This is a genomic window from Hymenobacter siberiensis, assembly GCF_018967865.2.
Lineage (GTDB): Bacteria > Bacteroidota > Bacteroidia > Cytophagales > Hymenobacteraceae > Hymenobacter > Hymenobacter siberiensis.
In genome coordinates, this window is record NZ_JAHLZY020000001.1 from 2,764,542 (window position 1) to 2,782,613 (window position 18,072).

The 18,072-nt window shown below is 61.4% G+C and carries 15 protein-coding genes; 13 read left to right on the plus strand and 2 right to left on the minus strand.

What is annotated here, in order from left to right; genetic code table 11:
* Nucleotides 1-2 precede the first annotated feature (2 nt).
* The gene (locus KQ659_RS12330) at nucleotides 3-1,475 is read right to left on the minus strand and encodes an MBOAT family O-acyltransferase (protein ID WP_216688528.1); all 1,473 of its coding nucleotides are present in this window, start codon (nucleotides 1,473-1,475) and stop codon (nucleotides 3-5) included.
* A gap of 212 nt (nucleotides 1,476-1,687) precedes the next feature.
* Here KQ659_RS12330 and pseB point away from each other — a divergent pair, with 212 nt between their 5' ends.
* Nucleotides 1,688-2,707: a UDP-N-acetylglucosamine 4,6-dehydratase (inverting) gene (gene pseB, locus KQ659_RS12335; protein WP_216688527.1), complete on the plus strand. Its 1,020-nt coding sequence runs from the start codon at nucleotides 1,688-1,690 to the stop codon at nucleotides 2,705-2,707.
* Nucleotides 2,708-2,710: 3 nt separating this feature from the next.
* Here the strand turns inward: pseB and KQ659_RS12340 are convergent, their stop codons facing one another.
* Nucleotides 2,711-4,444 (minus strand): T9SS type B sorting domain-containing protein, encoded by a 1,734-nt coding sequence (locus tag KQ659_RS12340; RefSeq protein ID WP_216688526.1) that lies wholly within the window; start codon nucleotides 4,442-4,444, stop codon nucleotides 2,711-2,713.
* 229 nt (nucleotides 4,445-4,673) lie between these two features.
* Here KQ659_RS12340 and pseC point away from each other — a divergent pair, with 229 nt between their 5' ends.
* The 12 genes from pseC (at nucleotide 4,674) to KQ659_RS12400 (ending at nucleotide 18,037) form a co-directional block, all read left to right on the plus strand.
* Nucleotides 4,674-5,858 (plus strand): UDP-4-amino-4,6-dideoxy-N-acetyl-beta-L-altrosamine transaminase, encoded by a 1,185-nt coding sequence (gene pseC, locus KQ659_RS12345; protein WP_216688525.1) that lies wholly within the window; start codon nucleotides 4,674-4,676, stop codon nucleotides 5,856-5,858.
* A gap of 97 nt (nucleotides 5,859-5,955) precedes the next feature.
* Nucleotides 5,956-6,606: a pseudaminic acid biosynthesis-associated methylase gene (locus KQ659_RS12350; protein ID WP_216688524.1), complete on the plus strand. Its 651-nt coding sequence runs from the start codon at nucleotides 5,956-5,958 to the stop codon at nucleotides 6,604-6,606.
* Nucleotides 6,606-7,340, plus strand: a complete 735-nt coding sequence (locus KQ659_RS12355) for a cytidylyltransferase domain-containing protein (RefSeq protein ID WP_216688523.1) — start codon at nucleotides 6,606-6,608, stop codon at nucleotides 7,338-7,340. The genes KQ659_RS12350 and KQ659_RS12355 overlap by 1 nt, the downstream gene beginning before the upstream one ends.
* Nucleotides 7,337-8,230 (plus strand): class I SAM-dependent methyltransferase, encoded by an 894-nt coding sequence (locus KQ659_RS12360; RefSeq protein WP_216688522.1) that lies wholly within the window; start codon nucleotides 7,337-7,339, stop codon nucleotides 8,228-8,230. The genes KQ659_RS12355 and KQ659_RS12360 overlap by 4 nt, the downstream gene beginning before the upstream one ends.
* A gap of 153 nt (nucleotides 8,231-8,383) precedes the next feature.
* Nucleotides 8,384-9,130, plus strand: a complete 747-nt coding sequence (locus tag KQ659_RS12365) for a class I SAM-dependent methyltransferase (protein WP_216688521.1) — start codon at nucleotides 8,384-8,386, stop codon at nucleotides 9,128-9,130.
* A 123-nt stretch (nucleotides 9,131-9,253) separates the two neighbouring features.
* Nucleotides 9,254-9,847, plus strand: a complete 594-nt coding sequence (locus tag KQ659_RS12370) for a GNAT family N-acetyltransferase (RefSeq protein ID WP_216688520.1) — start codon at nucleotides 9,254-9,256, stop codon at nucleotides 9,845-9,847.
* Complete coding sequence (locus tag KQ659_RS12375) at nucleotides 9,831-11,789, plus strand: NAD-dependent epimerase/dehydratase family protein (RefSeq protein ID WP_216688519.1); 1,959 nt, start codon at nucleotides 9,831-9,833, stop codon at nucleotides 11,787-11,789. Before KQ659_RS12370 ends, KQ659_RS12375 begins: the two co-directional genes overlap by 17 nt.
* Before the next feature lie 122 nt (nucleotides 11,790-11,911).
* Nucleotides 11,912-12,556, plus strand: a complete 645-nt coding sequence (locus KQ659_RS12380; protein ID WP_216688518.1) for an HAD family hydrolase — start codon at nucleotides 11,912-11,914, stop codon at nucleotides 12,554-12,556.
* A 118-nt stretch (nucleotides 12,557-12,674) separates the two neighbouring features.
* Nucleotides 12,675-13,718, plus strand: a complete 1,044-nt coding sequence (gene pseI, locus KQ659_RS12385; protein ID WP_216690671.1) for a pseudaminic acid synthase — start codon at nucleotides 12,675-12,677, stop codon at nucleotides 13,716-13,718.
* Between the two features lie 61 nt (nucleotides 13,719-13,779).
* Nucleotides 13,780-15,096 (plus strand): glycosyltransferase family protein, encoded by a 1,317-nt coding sequence (locus KQ659_RS12390; protein WP_226929961.1) that lies wholly within the window; start codon nucleotides 13,780-13,782, stop codon nucleotides 15,094-15,096.
* A 48-nt stretch (nucleotides 15,097-15,144) separates the two neighbouring features.
* Nucleotides 15,145-16,491 carry a DUF7033 domain-containing protein gene (locus KQ659_RS12395; RefSeq protein WP_216688517.1) on the plus strand — a complete coding sequence of 449 codons (1,347 nt, stop codon included), beginning with the start codon at nucleotides 15,145-15,147 and terminating at the stop codon, nucleotides 16,489-16,491.
* A 58-nt stretch (nucleotides 16,492-16,549) separates the two neighbouring features.
* Nucleotides 16,550-18,037 (plus strand): lipopolysaccharide biosynthesis protein, encoded by a 1,488-nt coding sequence (locus KQ659_RS12400; protein ID WP_216688516.1) that lies wholly within the window; start codon nucleotides 16,550-16,552, stop codon nucleotides 18,035-18,037.
* Nucleotides 18,038-18,072: the final 35 nt, after the last annotated feature.

The following is an 18,072-nucleotide window of genomic DNA, read 5'->3' on the forward strand; positions in this document are numbered from 1 at the left end:
TTTCAAAACTGGAAATAAATGAACGAGGTACTATTGAAAACCCCCAGGTAGAAGATGAGCAGGACCAGCCCCGCGTAGCCCACCCAGCGCGTGGCGAAGGGCTGCGCGGCCACCCAGGCCTGCGGACTGCGCCGGCTGCCGAAATATTCTACCAGTAGCATCAGGCCCACGCCGAGGGCGGCCACGGCCAGCTCGGGGCGGTAGTGCTGCGAGAAATCGAGCAATAAGGTAGCCAGCCCCCGCCCGCCCAGGTTGCCCCAGCCGCTGAATAAGTGGCGGCTGATAAAGAGCGCATCGCCCAGCGTATTGGCCCGGAAGAATATCCAGGCGTAGGCCACCAGCCCGAAGGTGATACCCACGCCCAGCCCCCGCCGCAGGCCCGGGTGCGCGGCCAGCCCCGTGCGCTGCGCCAGCCGCTCGCGCAACGACCGGGCCAAAGTGCTGAGCACCAGGTACACGCCGTGCAAGCCGCCCCAGACCAGAAACGTCCAGTTGGCCCCGTGCCAGAGGCCGCTCACGAGAAAGACAATCAGCAGGTTGATGTATGCCCGAAGCTGGCCTACCCGGCTGCCACCCAGTGGGATATACAGATAATCCCGGAACCAGCTCGACAGTGAAATGTGCCAGCGCCGCCAGAAATCCGGCACGGAGGCTGACTGGTAGGGCTGCCGGAAATTCAGGTTAAAATCGAACCCCAGCACACGGGCCGCGCCCCGAGCCATATCGGTATAGCCCGAGAAGTCGCCGTAAATCTGGAAGGTGAAGGCCAGCGTGGCCAGCACCAGCAGGGGGCCTTCGGGGTGCTGCCGAGGGTTGTTGAAGACGGGGTTGACGAGCAGGGCCAACCGGTCGGCCACTACCACTTTCTTGAACAGGCCCCAGGCCATGAGCCGCAGCCCACTCACAATGCGGGCATAATCGAACGAATGCTCGCGCCGGAACTGCGGCAGCATGTGCCCGCCCCGCTCAATAGGCCCGGCCACCAGCTGCGGAAAAAACGCCACGAACAGCGCAAACCGCCCGAAATTCCGCTCCGCCTCCAGCCGGCCCTGGTACACATCAATGATATAGCCCACCGACTGGAACGTGTAGAACGACACCCCCACCGGCAGCAGCAGCCCCAGCGTGGGGCCCACCGCAAACGGCAGATGCAGGGCCTCGGCAAGCTGCCCCAGGCCATCGCGAAAAAAATTAAAGTACTTGAAAACGAACAGCGTGCCCAGGTTGCTGGCCAGGCTGAGGTAGAGCCACGGCCGCCGTGCCCGCCGGGTGGGCAGCAGGCTCATGCGGTAGCCGCTGAAGTAGTCGAGCAGCGTGGTGGCCAGCAGCAGCAGGGCATACACGGCCCGCCAGCTCATGTAGAAGTAGTAGCTGGCCAGCAGCAACAGGGGGCCCCGCCAGCGCGGCGGCAGGCCATAGTAGAGCCCGACGATAATCGGGAAAAAGACGAGGAAATGAAGGGAATTGAATAGCATTCGTGACGCGAAAGTAGCGCCGGCAGGGCTTGTAGCGTGAACGTTTCGGTCATCCTGAGCAGCGCGAAGGACCTTAGCAGGCCTGGGCCGTTGCGAATACGGCAAGCACTTCAGGCGTGCTAAGGCCCTTCGCGCTGCTCAGGATGACCGGTGTGCAAGCGCCAACCCCGAATACCCTACTTTTGCAGTCCTGTTTTGGCTTATTCTATTTCATGGCTCTCGACCTCAACCACAAATCCATCCTCGTTACGGGGGGCACCGGCTCCTTCGGCAAGCAATTCGTCCGCACCGTTTTCGAACAATTTCCGCTGGTGAAGCGCCTCGTAGTATTCTCCCGCGATGAGCTGAAGCAGTATGAGATGAGCCAGGAATTCAGCCCGGCCAAGTACCCGGCAATTCGCTATTTCATTGGCGATGTGCGCGATGGCGAGCGCCTGCACCGCGCCTGCGAGGGCATCGACATCGTGATTCACGCCGCCGCCCTCAAGCAGGTGCCCGCCGCCGAGTACAACCCGATGGAGTGCATCAAGACCAATATTTTTGGGGCCGAAAACGTAATCAACGCCGCCCTCGACTGCGGCGTGAAGGACGTGGTGGCCCTGAGCACCGACAAGGCGGCCGCTCCCATCAACCTCTACGGCGCCACCAAACTGTGCTCGGATAAGCTCTTTGTGGCGGCCAATAACATGAAGGGCAAGCGCGACCTGCGCTTTTCAGTGGTGCGCTACGGCAACGTAATTGGCTCGCGGGGCTCGGTGGTGCCATTCTTTTTGCAGCAGCGCCACACCGGCGTGCTGCCTATCACCCACCCCGACATGACGCGCTTCAACATCTCGCTGGAGGAAGGCGTGGATTTGGTGCTCTATGCACTGGAGCATGCCTGGGGCGGCGAGATTTTCGTACCGAAAATTCCTTCTTACAAAATAACGGAAGTGGCCCGCGCCATCGGCCCGGAGTGCGAGCAAAAAATCGTAGGCATCCGCCCCGGCGAGAAGCTGCACGAGGCAATGATTACCGAAACCGACGCCCTGAGTACCATCGAGCTGGACCGCTACTACGTCATCCTGCCCTCGATGCCGACCTGGAATGTGGACAAGTTCATCGAGAAATTCAACGGCAAGCGCGTGCCGTTGGGCTTTCAGTACGACTCGGCCAACAACGAGGAATGGCTGGACGCGGAGCAGATTCGGGACGAAATCCGCCTGCACGTCGATGCTGCGTTTGAGGTCTAGCGGCTAACGACGCACTTCCAGCCAGCCTTTGAGTTTTTGGTTGGTTGTGGCGTTGGTGAGCAGATAGTAATACGCGCCATCGGGCTGACCTTGGGCTGACCAAGTATTGTCATATTTTTCCTGTTGATAAATTTCACGCCCCCAGCGGTTGTAGACGTGTAGTTGCCAGTCTGAGGGATTCAAACCTTTGAGGATAAATGTTTGATTCTGGTTGTCGCCGTTGGGGGTGATGATGTTGGGAATGTTGACAGTAGTTGGAGCACAGGTGCGGATGGCAACGGTAGCGCTAGCCGTGGTCTCGCAGCCCGCAGGGCTGATTACGCGCACCGTGTAGCGGCCCGCGCCGGTGCGAATCAAACGTTCTGGCAGCGCAGGGCCACCATCACTCCATGCGAAAGTAGAACCCGGCAGGTAGCCTGAAAGACGCAAGGTCAGCGACGAACCGCTGCAGAGCACCGTATCTAACGGCAACAGGCGCAAGGCAACGGGAGGCTCTACCGTCACGGTTCGCACCAAGCCTACCGTGCTCGAGTCAGTGCGTAAGATGAGTTGAACCCGATAAGTACCAGGGCCCGCGTACCGGTGCTGCACCGGAGAGCCCTGAGCCACATTGGCCGGCCCAGACGCAGGCTCGCCAAAATTCCACGTTGCCGCAGTTCCCACTGCCATTGGGCTGACCCCGAACGTGACCAACCCGCCCGCACAGACGGCGGCGGGACTGAGCAGTTGTGGCCCGCGACGGCTTCGGAGCCAAGCATTGGGAAAGTTTGGCAACCCGAGGTAGCCCCGGACCGCGCCCAGCGACACCGCTGCGGGCTGGTAATTGCAGGCTGTGCCGGGGAGGTTGGGATTTATGATGACACCCAATGCCATTGCATTAGCCCGAGCCACGTAAATGCGGCCATCCGTACCGCGCTGCAAGCCTCCTATGTTACCACTTCCTTGGTCAGCAATGAGCATTGGTAGAGCGGCAGGAGCGGCCAGGTCATACTGGTACAACGTCCCCCGAGAAATATCCGACAGATAAATCTTGGTGTTGTCATCCGAAAACTCCACTCCATATGGAACGATTAATGCTAATGGCAGACGTCGCGGATTTGAGACCTGGCTGGTGGCGTTATCGAAATCGAACAGTTCAAAGCCCTCCCCCGGAACCCCCGCAGCCAAGATTCGGCCATTGGGGGAGGCCCGCAACAAAACATTGGCGGCCGGCTGCCTGGTGGTAAAGTTGTTACTGTGGATGCTTCCCGTGGTGCTTAGCGTTGGCACCGCCGCAAAGCCGCTGGCTTGCAGGTGGTAGGCATAAAAATCGGATGTATTGACCCTGTGCACTACTATCCAGTAACCGGTCTGGCTGCGGTCACAGACTGCCGTCAGGCCCTCGGTGCACTGAAAGTTTGGAATCGGCGTCAGCCGTTGCGAGTGAGGCAGCAATACGTCGCCCAAACCATTGTTAAGCCTCATGTCGACTACGGAATAGCGGAAGCCTGCAGCCAAATTATTCTCGACGGCATCGACACTGAACAGGTAGTACCGGGCGGCCGAGCCCGGGTCGGGCACCAACAACGTCCCCTGCGCCGCCGATAGGTCGCCGCCCTGGAGCTGTCCATTGGGCATGAGTTGATTCAAGCGGTTCCATACCCGTTGGCCGTCGGTATAGCAGGTCAATTGACCAGTAGAATCCGCCGCCGAAGCGCAGGCTTCGAAGCTATTGAGGGCACTCCCAGCTACGGGCATTGGTGGGGCCGACGTGGGCACTTGCCCAAACTGCAGTCCAGCCCTGATGCCAAAACGCCAAGCATCGAATTCGTGTTGTGCCTGGGCCGGCCAGCCTACAAGAAGTAACAGCCCCCAGCAGAAACACACTGTTTTCCGCAGAGTGGTAGAGTAGCGTAGGGTCATTTGCGAAAATAGCACCAATTCAAGTTAGTAGCCCAGCGGCGAAAGCTTTTACCTTTGCCCACCCATGCCTAACCCCGCCTTCCACCCCACCCGCCCCCTGCCCTATGGCCGCCAGAACATCACTGCGGCCGACATCGCCGCCGTCACGGCTGCCCTACAGGCCGACTACCTGACGCAGGGCCCCACCGTAGCCGAGTTTGAAAAGCAGTTTGCCGCCTACATCGGCGCCAAATACGCCGTGGCCGTGAGCAACGGCACGGCCGCGCTGCATCTCTGCGCCCTGGCCCTGAACGTGCAGCCCGGTCAGCGCGTCATCACCACGCCCCTCACCTTCTCGGCCTCGGCCAACTGCGTGCGCTACTGCGGCGGCGAAGTGCAGTTTGCCGACATTGACCCGGCCACGGGCCTGATTGATTTGGTGAAGGTTCGGGCCTTGCTGGAAGCGCACCCGAGAGGCTATTTCGCCGGCCTCATTCCCGTCGATTTCGCCGGGCTGGCCGTTGATTTGGAGAAAGCCCGCCAGCTGGCCGATGAGTTTGGTCTCTGGATTATTGAGGATTCCTGCCATTCGCCCGGCGGCTTCTTCATCGACTCGCAGGGCCGGGAGCAGCGCTGCGGCAATGGCAATTTCGCCGACCTCGCCATCTTCAGCTTCCACCCCGTGAAGCACATTGCCACCGGCGAGGGAGGCATGATTACCACCAACTCAGAGGCCCTGTTCCACCACCTGCTGCACCTGCGCACCCACGGCATCACCCGCGACCCGGCCGACCTTATCCGCGAGCCCGACGGCGGCTGGTACATGGAAATGCAGGAGCTGGGCTACAACTACCGCCTACCCGATTTCAACTGTGCCCTCGGCCTCAGCCAGCTCGCCCGCGCCGATGAGGGCCTCGCCCGCCGCCGCCAGCTGGCCGCGCAGTACGATGCCGCCTTCGCCCACATGCCCGGCCTCACGGTGCTGGCCCCCGGCCAGCCCGGCCACGCCTACCACCTCTACGTCATTCAAGTAGCTAATCGGCTGGAGCTATACGACTTCCTGAAAACCAAGCAGATATTTACTCAGGTGCACTACATCCCGGTGCACCGCATGCCGTATTATGAAGGCTTGGGTTGGCGCGAAGGCGACTTCCCGCTGGCGGAAAACTACTACGCGCACTGCCTCAGCATCCCCATGTTCCCGACCTTGACCGACGAGGAACAGGCCTATGTGGTGGCGTGTATCACTGCGTTTTTAGTTAAGAGTTAGGAGTTAAGAAGCCAACTAGTCCAATCAGACCACGGCTTCACCAACCATACTCTTTACCGATAACTCTTAACCTCTAAATTTTAACTCTTAACTTCCCTTGCAGCACACCCAACAAGAAGATTTCTGGTCCGGCGATTTTGGCCGCGAATACACCGACCGCAACTCCCGCCCGCTCGATGAGTGGAACGCGTTTTACCGCGACCTCTACGGCCACACCAAGCTGGAAATGAACGCCGAATTTCTCGGCGAACTGCCCCGCGAAGCGCGTATTCTGGAAGTAGGCTGCAACACTGGCATGCAGCTAGTGGGCCTGCAGGCGGCCGGCTTCACCAACCTCTATGGCGTGGAGCTGCAAAGCTACGCCGTGGAAAAAGCCCGCGATTTCGTGCGCGGTGTGAACATCCTGCAAGGCAGCGGCTTCGACTTGCCCTTCAAGGACAACTACTTCGACGTGACCTGCACCAACGGCGTGCTCATCCACATTGCCCCCGACGACCTGCCGCGCATAATGAGCGAGATAGTGCGCACCTCGCGCCGCTACATAATGGGCTACGAGTATTACGCCCCCGAAACCACGCCCATCAAGTACCGGGGCAACGAGGGCTTCCTCTGGAAAACCGACTTCGCGCAGGTCTTTCTGGATAATTTCCCGAACCTGCGCCTCGTGAAGCAGCACCTCTACCCGTACGTCAACGATGCCGAGCGCGGAAACCAGGACGTGATTTATTTACTCGAAAAAGTCTCCTAATGCAGCACGCCGGCATCATTTCGCAGGTGCGGATGGGCAGCACCCGGCTGCCGAGCAAGGTGCTGCTGCCCGCCGCCCGCCGCCCGCTGCTGGACTACCACGTAGCCCGCGCCCGGCAAAGCGGCCTGCCCATCTACCTGGCCACTACCACCGAACCAGCCGATGACGTGCTGGCCGCCTATGCCGAAACCAACGGCATTCCCTACCATCGCGGCAGCGAGGCCGACGTGCTGGCGCGCTACTACGAAACGGCCCAAAAGTTCGGCCTCGACGTCATCGTGCGTGTCACTTCCGACTGCCCACTGGTGGACGGCCCGCTGATTGGTGCCGCCGTGGCGCGCTACCTGGCAGAGGGCAACCCGCTGGTGTACCGCTCCAATTCCATCGTCCGCACCTTCCCGCGCGGGCTGGATTTCGAAATTTTTTCAATGGAAATGCTGGCCGAAGCCTATGCCCACGCCACGCTGCCCTACGAGCGGGAGCACGTCACGCCCTACCTCAAGGCTAACCCGGCCACGGCCGGCCGCGTCATCTACCGCGATGAAGTGTGGCCCGGCGGCGACTTCAGCCGCTTCCGAATCACGCTGGATACGGCCGAGGACTACGCCGTGCTGAAGGCCCTGATTGAGCAGCACCACGCCCAGAATTTGGACGTGGCCGACTTGCTGGCCCTGCTCGAAGCCCACCCCGAAATCATGGCCCTGAACGCGCATATCGAGCAAAAAACCATATGACCCTGCCCGATACCCTGCGCCTGAACGAGTTCGGCTTCTACGAAATAAAGGACAAGCCAACGACGGCCGAGCTGAGCGACTACTACGCCAAGCGCTACTACCAGGAAAACCTGACCACCTACCAGTCCGAGTACCCGGCCGAGGAGCGGGAGCACATCGAGGGCAAGTTACGGCTGCGGCACTGGGTGCTGGAGCAGTTGCGGAAGGCCAGCGGCACCGGTTCCTTCCTCGACATCGGCAGCGGCGAGGGTTGGGCCCTCGACTACTTCCACCGCCAGGGCTGGGACGTGCTGGGGCTGGATTTTAGCAGCTTCAGCCTCGAAAAGTTTCACCCGGGGCTGCGAGAGCACCTGCGCACCGGCGACCTGTACGAAGGCGTGCAGCAGCTGGTGGCCGACGGCCGGCAGTTCGACGTGCTCTGGCTGGACAACGTGCTCGAACACGTCCTCGAACCCGCCAATTTGCTGCGCCTTTGCCGCCGCCTCATCAAGCCCGGTGGCGTGCTCGTGGTGGACGTGCCCAACGATTTTTCGGCCCTGCAACAACACCTGCTGGCCAGCGGCCAAATCGACCGACCCTTCTGGGTGGTGCTGCCCGACCACCTCTCCTATTTCAACCAGTCCGGCCTGCGAAACCTGGCCGATGCCACCGGCTGGCACGTTGCAAAAGTCATTGGCGACCAACCCATTGACCTCAACCTGCTGAACCCCGCCACCAACTACGTAATGGACCGTACCACCGGCAAAGGCGCCCACAAAACCCGACTGGCGCAGGACAATTTCCTGTTGCGCACGGCTCCCCTTTCTGCCGTGGCCGCTTATTACGAAGCCCTGGCCGGCGTTGGGCTGGGCCGCAGTATTGTTGCATTTTTGCAGCCGGCTATGGGATAACCAGAACGTCATGCTGAGCTTGCCGAAGCATCTCTACCGAGAGCGTAAATCCTTACGACTGGATTACCATTGCGGTCGAGATGCTTCGGCTGCGCTCAGCATGACGTTCTGGTTATTCCGTAGCTCGCTGCTCTAAAACGATTCCCCTCCCCTATGTCTTCCCCCATTTCCGTGCTCAGCGGGGCCTCCGCGTCCGAGCAGCTGCGCCGCGAAGGCTTCGCCCAAACCCTGCGCGAGTCGCCGATTCCGAACACCGAGCTGCTCAACAACCTGGGCCTGTATTTGAACCGGCAGACGTTTTCGCGCCTGCTGTTCTTCACCGAGCTCTACCAACAAATCATCCCGGTGCACGGCGTGGCCATGGAATTCGGCGTGCGCTGGGGACAGAATCTGGCGCTGATGCACGCCCTGCGCGGCATCTACGAGCCCTTCAACTACAACCGCAAAATCATCGGCTTCGACACTTTCGGCGGCTTCCCGTCGGTAGATGCGAAGGATGGCGACCGGGTGAAGGCCGGCGACTATGGCGTAACGCCCGAGTACCAGGCCTACCTCACCGAAATTCTGGCGCTGCACGAAGCCGACAGCCCCATCCCGCACAAGCGCAAGTTTGAGCTGGTGGCCGGCGACGCCTCCGAAACCGTGCCCCGCTACCTGCGCGACCACCCCGAAACCGTCATCGCCTTCGCCTACTTCGACTTCGACATTTACGCCCCCACCAAGGCCTGCCTCGAAGCCATCCGGCCCCGCCTCACCAAAGGTGCCATCGTGGCTTTTGACGAGCTGAACTGCCCCGAGTTTCCCGGCGAGACGCTGGCGTTTGACGAGGTGTTTGGCGTGGCCAACTACGCTTTGCGCCGCAGCCCGCTCAACCCGCTGATTTCTTATCTGGTGGTGTAATTGAACGTCATGCCGAGCGTAGCCGAGGCATCTCGCGTGCAGTAGTAATTAATAAATGTCGCAACGAAGCGGGCGAGATGCCTCGGCTACGCTCGGCATGACGTTCTAAAAACGCTCCCAACCGTGACCACCTACCGCCCCCTCCGCCAATCCGAATTCCGCCACGACGCCTACCGCCTCGTCCCCATTCGCTACGAGGACCGGGAACCTATCCGCGCCTGGCGCAACGCCCAGCTCGACGTATTGCGGCAGGCCGCGCCACTCACGGCATACCAGCAGGAGGCTTATTTCCAGCGTGTTGTACTGCCGTTATTCGAGCAGGAAAAACCGGGGCAGCTGCTGTTCTCACTCCTGCACAATGAGGAGCTGATTGCCTACGGCGGCCTTGTGCACATTTCCTGGGCCGATTTGCGGGCCGAAGTTTCTTTCCTGGTTGAGCCCACGCGGGCGGCCGAGCCGGCCACCTACCGCCAGGATTTCCGGGCGCACCTACGGCTGCTGGGCCAGGTAGCATTTGAAGACTTGAAATTCAACCGCTTGTTCACCGAAACCTACGACATTCGCCCGGCCCACGTCGCCATTCTGGAAGAGGCAGGGTTTTGGCTGGAAGGGCGGCTGCGGCAGCATATCCAGCTCCAGCCCGGTACTTTTACCGACTCACTGATGCACGGCCAGCTGGCCGCCGACTATGCCACAGCCTTTGGAACTGCCCTTTAAACGAATATTCATCAGCGGCGCAGCCGGCGTAATCGGCCAGGAGATGGTGCGCCGCCTGGCGGCGCTCGATTCTGATATTCAGTTGCTAGCTGGCGATTTGAAGCCGCGTCCGGCCGATTTTCCGGCCCGGTTCCAGTACCGTCAGGGCGATTTGAACGCCCTCACCGAGCAGGAAATCGGGATTTTTGCGCCCGATTTGTTCATTCACCTCGCCGCTACGTTCGAGCGCTCGACCGAAACCTACGGCTTCTGGGAAGAGAATTTCCGGCACAACGTGCAGCTCAGCCACCACCTCATGACGGTGCAGAAGGACCTGCCTTCGCTGCGCCGCGTGGTGTTCGCCTCCAGCTACCTCATTTACGACCCCGCGCTCTACAACTTTGCCGAGGTGCCCACTCAGGCCACCAGCCTGCGCGAAACCGACCCCATCCTCCCCCGCAACCTGACGGGCATGGCCAAGCTGGCCCACGAAATCGAGCTGCGCTTTCTCGATACGTTTCGGGCGCAGCAGTTCAGCACCGTTACGCCGCGCATCTACCGGGGCTACGGGCGCAACGGGCGCGACATCACCTCGCGCTGGGTACGGATGCTGCTGGCCGGCGAGGAAATCACGGTGTATGGGGCTGAGTCATTTTTCGACTACCTCTACGCCGCCGATACGGCCGAGGGCCTGCTCCGGTTGGCCGCGGCCGAAAGCATCACCGGCATCATCAATCTGGGCACCGGCCGCGCCCGCCGCGTATCCGACGTGGTGGATGTACTCCGGCAGAACTTTCCGAAAATGCGGGCCAACTACGTGGCTTCCGATATTCCGTTTGAAGCCTCCCAGGCCGACATGACCCGTTGGAACAGCCAGATAGACTGGCTGCCACCGACCACCCTGGAGGTAGCCATTCCCGAAATCATTGCCTTCGAGCGGGCCCGGCAAGACACGTTGGCCGCCGCCGAAACGGCCGCTGCGAAAGGCCTCGGCCACCTCCTCATCACCAGCATATCGGCCAAAGTCCCGCTCACGGAAGCCGTGAAGAATGCGGCTAAGCGCTTCAATCCCAGCATTAAGGTTATCGGCGGCGACCTCAACCCGCAGGCTCTGGCATTCCACTACACCGATGGGCAGTGGGTAATGCCGCTTGCCAGCGACGATAATCTGCCGGCCATTATTCGGCAGTGTCAGGAGATGGGCATCGCGTACATCATCCCCACGCGCGATGGGGAGCTGGCTTTCTGGGCCCGGCACCGCGCCACGCTCGCCGCCGCTGGCATCGCGGTGCTGGTGAGCGAGCCCGCCGCCGTGCAGCGCTGCCTCGACAAGATAGAGTTTGCCACCTTCGGCCGCCTGAGCGGCCTGCCGGTAATACCCACCAGCCTGCGCCTCGACGCCCTGGCCACCGACCGCGAGCCGCTGGCCGCCAACACAGCGTTTGTGGTGAAAGAGCGCTACGGGGCCGGCTCGCTCAGCCTGGGCCTCAACCTGCCCGAAGCCGCCGCCCTCACCCACTCCTACGAGCTCCAGGAACCTGTTTTTCAGCCATTTATTCAAGGCCAGGAAATAAGCGTAGATGGTTACGTGGACCGCACCGGCCACGTACACGGCCTCATCGCCCGCACGCGCGACCTGGTGGTGCGCGGCGAGTCGCAGATAACGACCACCATTGAAGTGCCTGAGCTGCTGGCCCGCCTCACGCCCACCATCGAAAAGCTCGGCCTCTACGGCCCCTTCGTGCTGCAAGCCATGCTCACCGACGATGACGGCCTGCACATCATCGAATGCAACTGCCGCTTTGGCGGAGCCTCCACGCTGGGCATCGCGGCGGGCGTCGATTCGTTTTTCTGGTTTTTGCAGGAAGCGACGGGGGCTGATTTGAGTCAGTCTCCGTTCCGGCCGGCGGCCCGGCCGTTACGCCAGATACGGGCCGCGGCCGATGTGGTGATGCCGGTGTAGGGTGCGGGGCCTGCCCCCGCCCGCCGTTGAACGAATTTTGCTGGCCATCACGCCCTTCTATCTCACTATTTGCCTTTGTGCCGGCCGTTCAACGGCGGGCGGGGGCAGGCCCTGCCCCCACTATGTCCGTCCTCGTTTTCGACCTTGATGACACGCTCTACCCCGAGCTCAGCTACGTGCACAGCGGTTTTCGGGCCGTGGCGGCAATGCTGGGTCCATTGCTGGGCGTGCCAGCCGAAACGCTGGCGGCCGGTATGATTGCTGAGGAAGCCGTGCAGGGCCGAGGGCAGGTTTTTGATAACGTCCTCAAACTACATGGCCGCTGGAGCAGGGCGCTGGTAGCTGCCTGCCTGCGCACCTACCGCCAGCACAAGCCCGAGCTAACCTTATTTCCCGATGCCGAGCACTGCCTCACACGCTTCGCCGACTGGCCGCTCTACATCGTAACCGATGGCCACAAGGAAGTGCAGGCCCGCAAAGTGGCCGCCCTGGGCCTCACGGGCCGGGTGCGCCACGCCTACCTCACCAACCGCTACGGCCGCCACCGCGCCAAGCCCAACCCGCACGTTTTCCAGCTGATTTGCCAGCGCGAGGGCGTGACGCCAGCGGATGTAACCTACGTGGGCGACAATGTGAAGAAGGACTTCGTGGGCATTAAGCCGCTGGGGTTTAAAACGGTGCGAATTCTGCGGGGAAACTATGCGCATTACGAGGCCGATGCGGCGCACGAAGCGGACCACAGCATTCATACGCTGGATGAGCTGTAGCGCGGACTTTCAGTCCGCGAGCACCCCGGTTTTGAACTACGCAATCCACGTACTCGCGGACTGAAAGTCCGCACTACTTCGCGGTACCTTTGTGCTTCCGATTCGCCCCAATAAAATCATGACCGAAATCACCATCGGTGGCCGCCCGGTTGGCCCCGCGCACAAGCCGTTTATCATCGCCGAAATGTCGGGCAACCACAACCAGAGCCTCGACCGGGCCCTGGCCCTGGTGGATGCCGCCGCCGCCGCCGGCGTGGATGCCCTTAAGCTGCAGACCTATACCGCCGACACCATTACGATGGACACCGGTTTTGCCATTGATGAGGAAGGTCAGTCGCTGTGGGAGGGCAAGAATCTGTATAAGCTCTACGAGGAGGCGCATACGCCCTGGGAGTGGCACGCCGAGCTGTTCGCCCGCGCCCGGCAGCACGGCATGCTGGCCTTCAGCTCGCCGTTTGACGAGACCGCAGTGGATTTTCTCGAGTCTCTGGACGTGCCGGCCTACAAAATTGCTTCCTTCGAAAACGCCCACTGGCCGCTGCTGCGCAAGGTAGCCGCCACTGGCAAACCTGTGATTGTGAGCACCGGCGCGGCCACCCTGGCCGAGATTGACGATGCCGTACGAGTGCTGCGCGAAGCCGGCTGCCGCGAACTGGTGCTGCTGAAATGCACCAGCACCTACCCCGCCTCGCCGGCCAACACCAACCTGCGCACCATCCCGGTGCTGGCCGAAACCTTCGGCTGCCCCATCGGCCTGAGCGACCACACCATGGGCGTGGGCGCCAGCGTGGCCGCCGTGGCCCTGGGCGCCTGCGTCATCGAAAAGCACTTCACCCTGAGCCGCGCCGAGGGCGGCGTAGACTCCGCCTTCTCGCTGGAGCCGCACGAGCTGAAGATGCTGGTGGAGGAAACCGAGCGCGCCCACCAGGCCCTGGGCACGGTGCAGCTCTGCATTCAAACCGGCGAGGAAAAAAGCCGGCTTTACAAACGCAGCATCTACGTTTCGAAGCCCATTGCGGCCGGCGAAGAATTCACCGCGGATAACCTAAAAATCATCCGCCCCGGCGATGGCCTGTGGCCGCGCCACTGGGACGTGGTGCTGGGCCGCAAAGCCGTGAAAGACCTAAAGCCCGGCACCCCACTTAGTTGGGAGGCCTTGTAGCACATGCTTTAGCTTGTGCATTGTTGCACGGCCAAATTGTTTCCTAATTAAAGCCCAAACCATGCACAAGCTAAAGCATGTGCTACAACCGCTAATCCCGCGCCTGCGCGACATCCTGCAGTTGCGCTTCACCGCCATATTCGCGGCCCTGCCGCCAGCGGTGCTGGCTGATATTTCCCCAGCCAACCCAATAAAGCGGCTGGCGCGGGTACTGGGCTACGCGGGCCTGCGGCTGGCAGGCAACATTTTCCAGCCCATCAAAAACCGTGACGCCCTGCACGGCAAGGTCTGGCTTTACGTGGTGAGCGCCAACAACTACGACGCACTGGAATTCATCCAGAAAGCCCGGCCCGACGCGGTGCTGGTGGCAGGGCAGGCCAAGAATATCGGGCGCTACAACGCGGCGGTGAACCGGCTGTCGCTGCGGCGCAAGCTGCTTTACTACTGGCAGTTTCCGTTGGCATTTTTTGGCCTTTTGAAAACGGACGGCGGCCGGGCCTGGCGATTTTTCGACTTCATTTTCTACGCCATCGGCTACTACGAGGTGTACCGGCGAGCGCTGCGCCAGCACCGGCCCCGCGCCGTGGTTTTCTCCAACGACCACAACGACGACACCCGCTCCCTGCTCCTGGCCTGCCGGGCCGAGGGCGTGCCCACCGCTTATGTGCAGCACGCCAGCGTGAGCGCCAACTTCCCGCCCCTAGGCTTCGACCTCAGCCTGCTCGAAGGCCAGGATGCGCTGGACAAGTACCGCCTTTGCGGCCCCGTGCAGGGCGAGGTGGCCCTGGTGGGCATGCCCAAAGCCGACGCCTACCTCAACCAGAAAAACGCCGCGCCGCAGGTGAAGCGGGTGGGCATTGCCTGCAACATCCACGACCCCATGCCGGCCCTGGTCGATACGCTGGTGTACCTGTTGCGCGAGCTGCCGAACCTCACCTTCACCCTGCGCCCTCACCCCAGCGACAGCCGCGATTTTGAGCCGCTGCGCAAGCTGCTGCCCGCCCTGCAATGGTCGAGCGCCCAAGAGGAAAACGTGTTTGATTTCCTGCTGCGCCAGGACGCCTTGGTGGCCGCCGACACCTCCACCCACCTCGAAGCCACGCTGCTGAATGTGGCCAGCATCTACTTCCGTTTCGGCACCTTTGCCCTCACCAACGACTACTACGGCTACGCCGCGCGGGGCCTAGTGGAGCGCGCCGATACAACCGCCGAGCTGGCCGCCGCCCTGCGCCGCTACGCCCAGCACAAGCCCGCCGACCTCTACCTGCGGGCTACTTATTACAACGCGACGCTCGGCACCGCCGATGAAGGCCGCAGCCAGATTCGCACGGCGGCATTACTAAATAAGTGGCTGAACAAATCCGCCGCAACCAGCTGATATTCGATTACTTTTGAATCAATGCCAGCTATTACAACCGCACCTGCCTTGCCCCCGCTCAACGCCGCCCCAGTCACGGCCGGGATGCGGCTGGCCTATGTGTTGCAGCATTTCCGGCTGGCATATCCTGATGCGCCGAACGTGGATATCGGCTACGCGGCCAGCCACCCGGCCATCACCATTATAGCTGGTACGGGCAATTTTTTCCAGCAAAATACGCCCTACCCTGCTGCGCCCAACTACCGTGACTGGGCCGGGCAGCGCATCCCTTTTTTCTTCGATAGTCAGCCCGAAGTCCCGTTGCTGAGCCTGAGCCCGGGCCGGGCCGAGATTGGAGCCGATATCATTTCAGCCGCCTTCTATCTGCTCAGCGGGTGGCAGGAATATTTCTCCGATGCCCGCGACCGGCACGGGCGTTTTCCCTACGCGGCCAGCGTGCAAAAGCAGTACGGTTTCGTGGATTTGCCGGTGGCAAACTACTACTTCGACGTACTGAAAACGGCCGTGGAGCATGTCACTAGCCAGCCGCTGCGGCCCCGCCGCTGGGCCGGTGGCGCGCCGTTCGCCGCCTTCATCACCCACGACATCGACAATCTGCGCAGCAGTTGGAAAGCGCCGGCTAAAGCGGCACTACAACACGGCCAACTTCTGAATTTTGGGCAACTGGCGTGGCAGCACTTCACCCAACCCGATGCCTGGGACAACCTGGAAGCCGTGGCCGCCGCCACGGCAGCGCACGGGGCGAAGTCCAGCTTTTTCATTTTGCCCGAGTCCCGGCCAGGAGCCAATGGCACCCCCAATGCAGACTACGCGGTTTCCCCGGCGCTGCTCCAGCGCCTGGAGGCACTAAAGGCGCAAGGCTGCGAAATCAGTCTGCACGGCAGTATCGGAACGGCTACTGATGCGCCGCACCTGGTGCGGGAGGTGGAGCGCCTGCAGCATGGCGCCGCGGGGCTACGCTTTCACTACCTGCGATGGGAGCCGCGCCAGACCCCGGCCCTTGTAGACGCGGCCAACTGGTTTCCATACGACTCCACCCTGGGTTTTGCCGAGCATTTTGGGTTTCGCAATTCCTACTGCCACCCATTTTACCCGTTCAATTTTGCGACGGGCTCCGAACACGCCTTTCTGGAAATTCCGCTCAACGTGATGGATGCCACACTGCACCATCCCAATTACTTACAGCTGCGGGCGGAGGAAATATTGCCCGCACTCCGCCCCATGCTGGCCGAAATTGAGCGGTTTGGCGGCGTGGCCACCTTGCTCTGGCACAACGACCATTTCGACCCGGCCAACCAAGTAACCGGCCCGCACCAGTTTGACGAAATCATGGGCTATTTACAGCAGCGCGGCACAGCTTTTCTCACCGGAAGCGAGATTGTGGCCGAACTTTGAGCCCGCCAGCCCCCGCCGAAGTCGGAATTACCCATTTACTCATTTACTCATTTACCGTTTGGGCATCGTTCAGCGCCAGGGCATTCGCAACACCCTGATTTCCTACGTGGGCCTCGCCATTGGCTTTGCCAACACAATTCTGGTGCTGCCGCGCCTGCTTTCGCCGTCCCAGATTGGCCTCACAGCCAGCGTATTGCTACCACTGGCTACCATCGGGGCGCAGGTAGCTTCCTTCGGATTTGCCAATATGGGCATTCGGTATTTCCCGTTTTTCCGGAACCAGGGGCGCAACCACGCGGGCTTCTTTCCGCTGCTGCTGGGGCCACCGCTACTCGGCTTTGTGGTGGTGGCACTGGCCATGCTGGTGGGCAAGCCATTGCTGCTGCAGTGGTACGCCAAGGGCGATGCGGCATTGCTTTCGCCGCACTACCTGGCGGCCATTGCGCTGGCAGGCTGCATCATGCTGGGCTCCTTGCAGGACGCTTACCTGCGCTCGCTCTATCACACGTCTTTTTCCTCGTTTTGCCAGGAAATCCTATTACGGCTGATGCTGATGGGAGCCGCCATTGCTTACAGCCAAGGTGTTATCAGCTTTCACGGCTTCGTGCTGGCCTACGTGGGGGCGTATGCGGTGGTGGCGGTACTGCTGGCCGTGTATTTGGCGGCCATTGGCGAGCTACACCTGCGGCCCACGCGTGAGGCGCTGCGCATCAAGCCCTTGCGCGAGATGCTGGGCTTCGGGGCATTTGTGCTGCTGAGCAACATCTCGGGCACGGTGCTGCTCAACATCGACAGCCTGATGGTGGGCACCAAAGTCAGTCTGGCAGCCGCCGGTATCTATCTCATTGCCACCAATGTAAGCACGGCCCTGGTCCTGCCCTTTCGGGCGCTCTACAAAACGGCCTTTTCGCTCATCGCCGAATACTGGAAGGAAGGCAATATGGCCAAGATGGCCGACTTTTACCGCCGCAGCACCCGTATTAACACGCTACTGGGCTGCTATTTAGCTTTAGGCATCGGCCTGAATCTTGACTTTATCTATGGCCTCATTCACCGGCCCGAGTACGCGGTGGGCACCACAGCGGTGCTCCTGCTGTTGGGCGGCCGGCTGTTCGATGGCATCACCGGCGTCAATGGCATCATCGTGGCCACGTCGCCGCGCTACCGGTTCGATTTGGTGTTCAACGTCTCGCTGGCCGCCGCCGTGGTCGTGCTCAACTGGATACTCATCCCGCGCCTGGCGCTGGCCGGCGCGGCCCTGGCGTACTGCATCGCGCTGGTCAGCATCAACACCGTGCGGACGTGGTTTGTGTGGCGCAACTATGGCATGCAGCCCTTCGATGGCAAGATTGGGCGCATCCTGGTGGTGGCGGCCGGGGCCGGTTTTGCAGCCTGGGTACTGCCTGATACCGGCAATGCTTTCCTCACGCTGCTGATGCGCGGCAGCGTGCTCACGGTGCTGTATGGCGCGGGGGTGCTGCTGACGGGCACTGCCCCGGAGGCCGCCGGCTTGCTAGCTGGCCTTCGGGCCCGGCTGACTCGCTAACAACCAAAAAGGAAAGGGTGAGCCATACGGCCCAC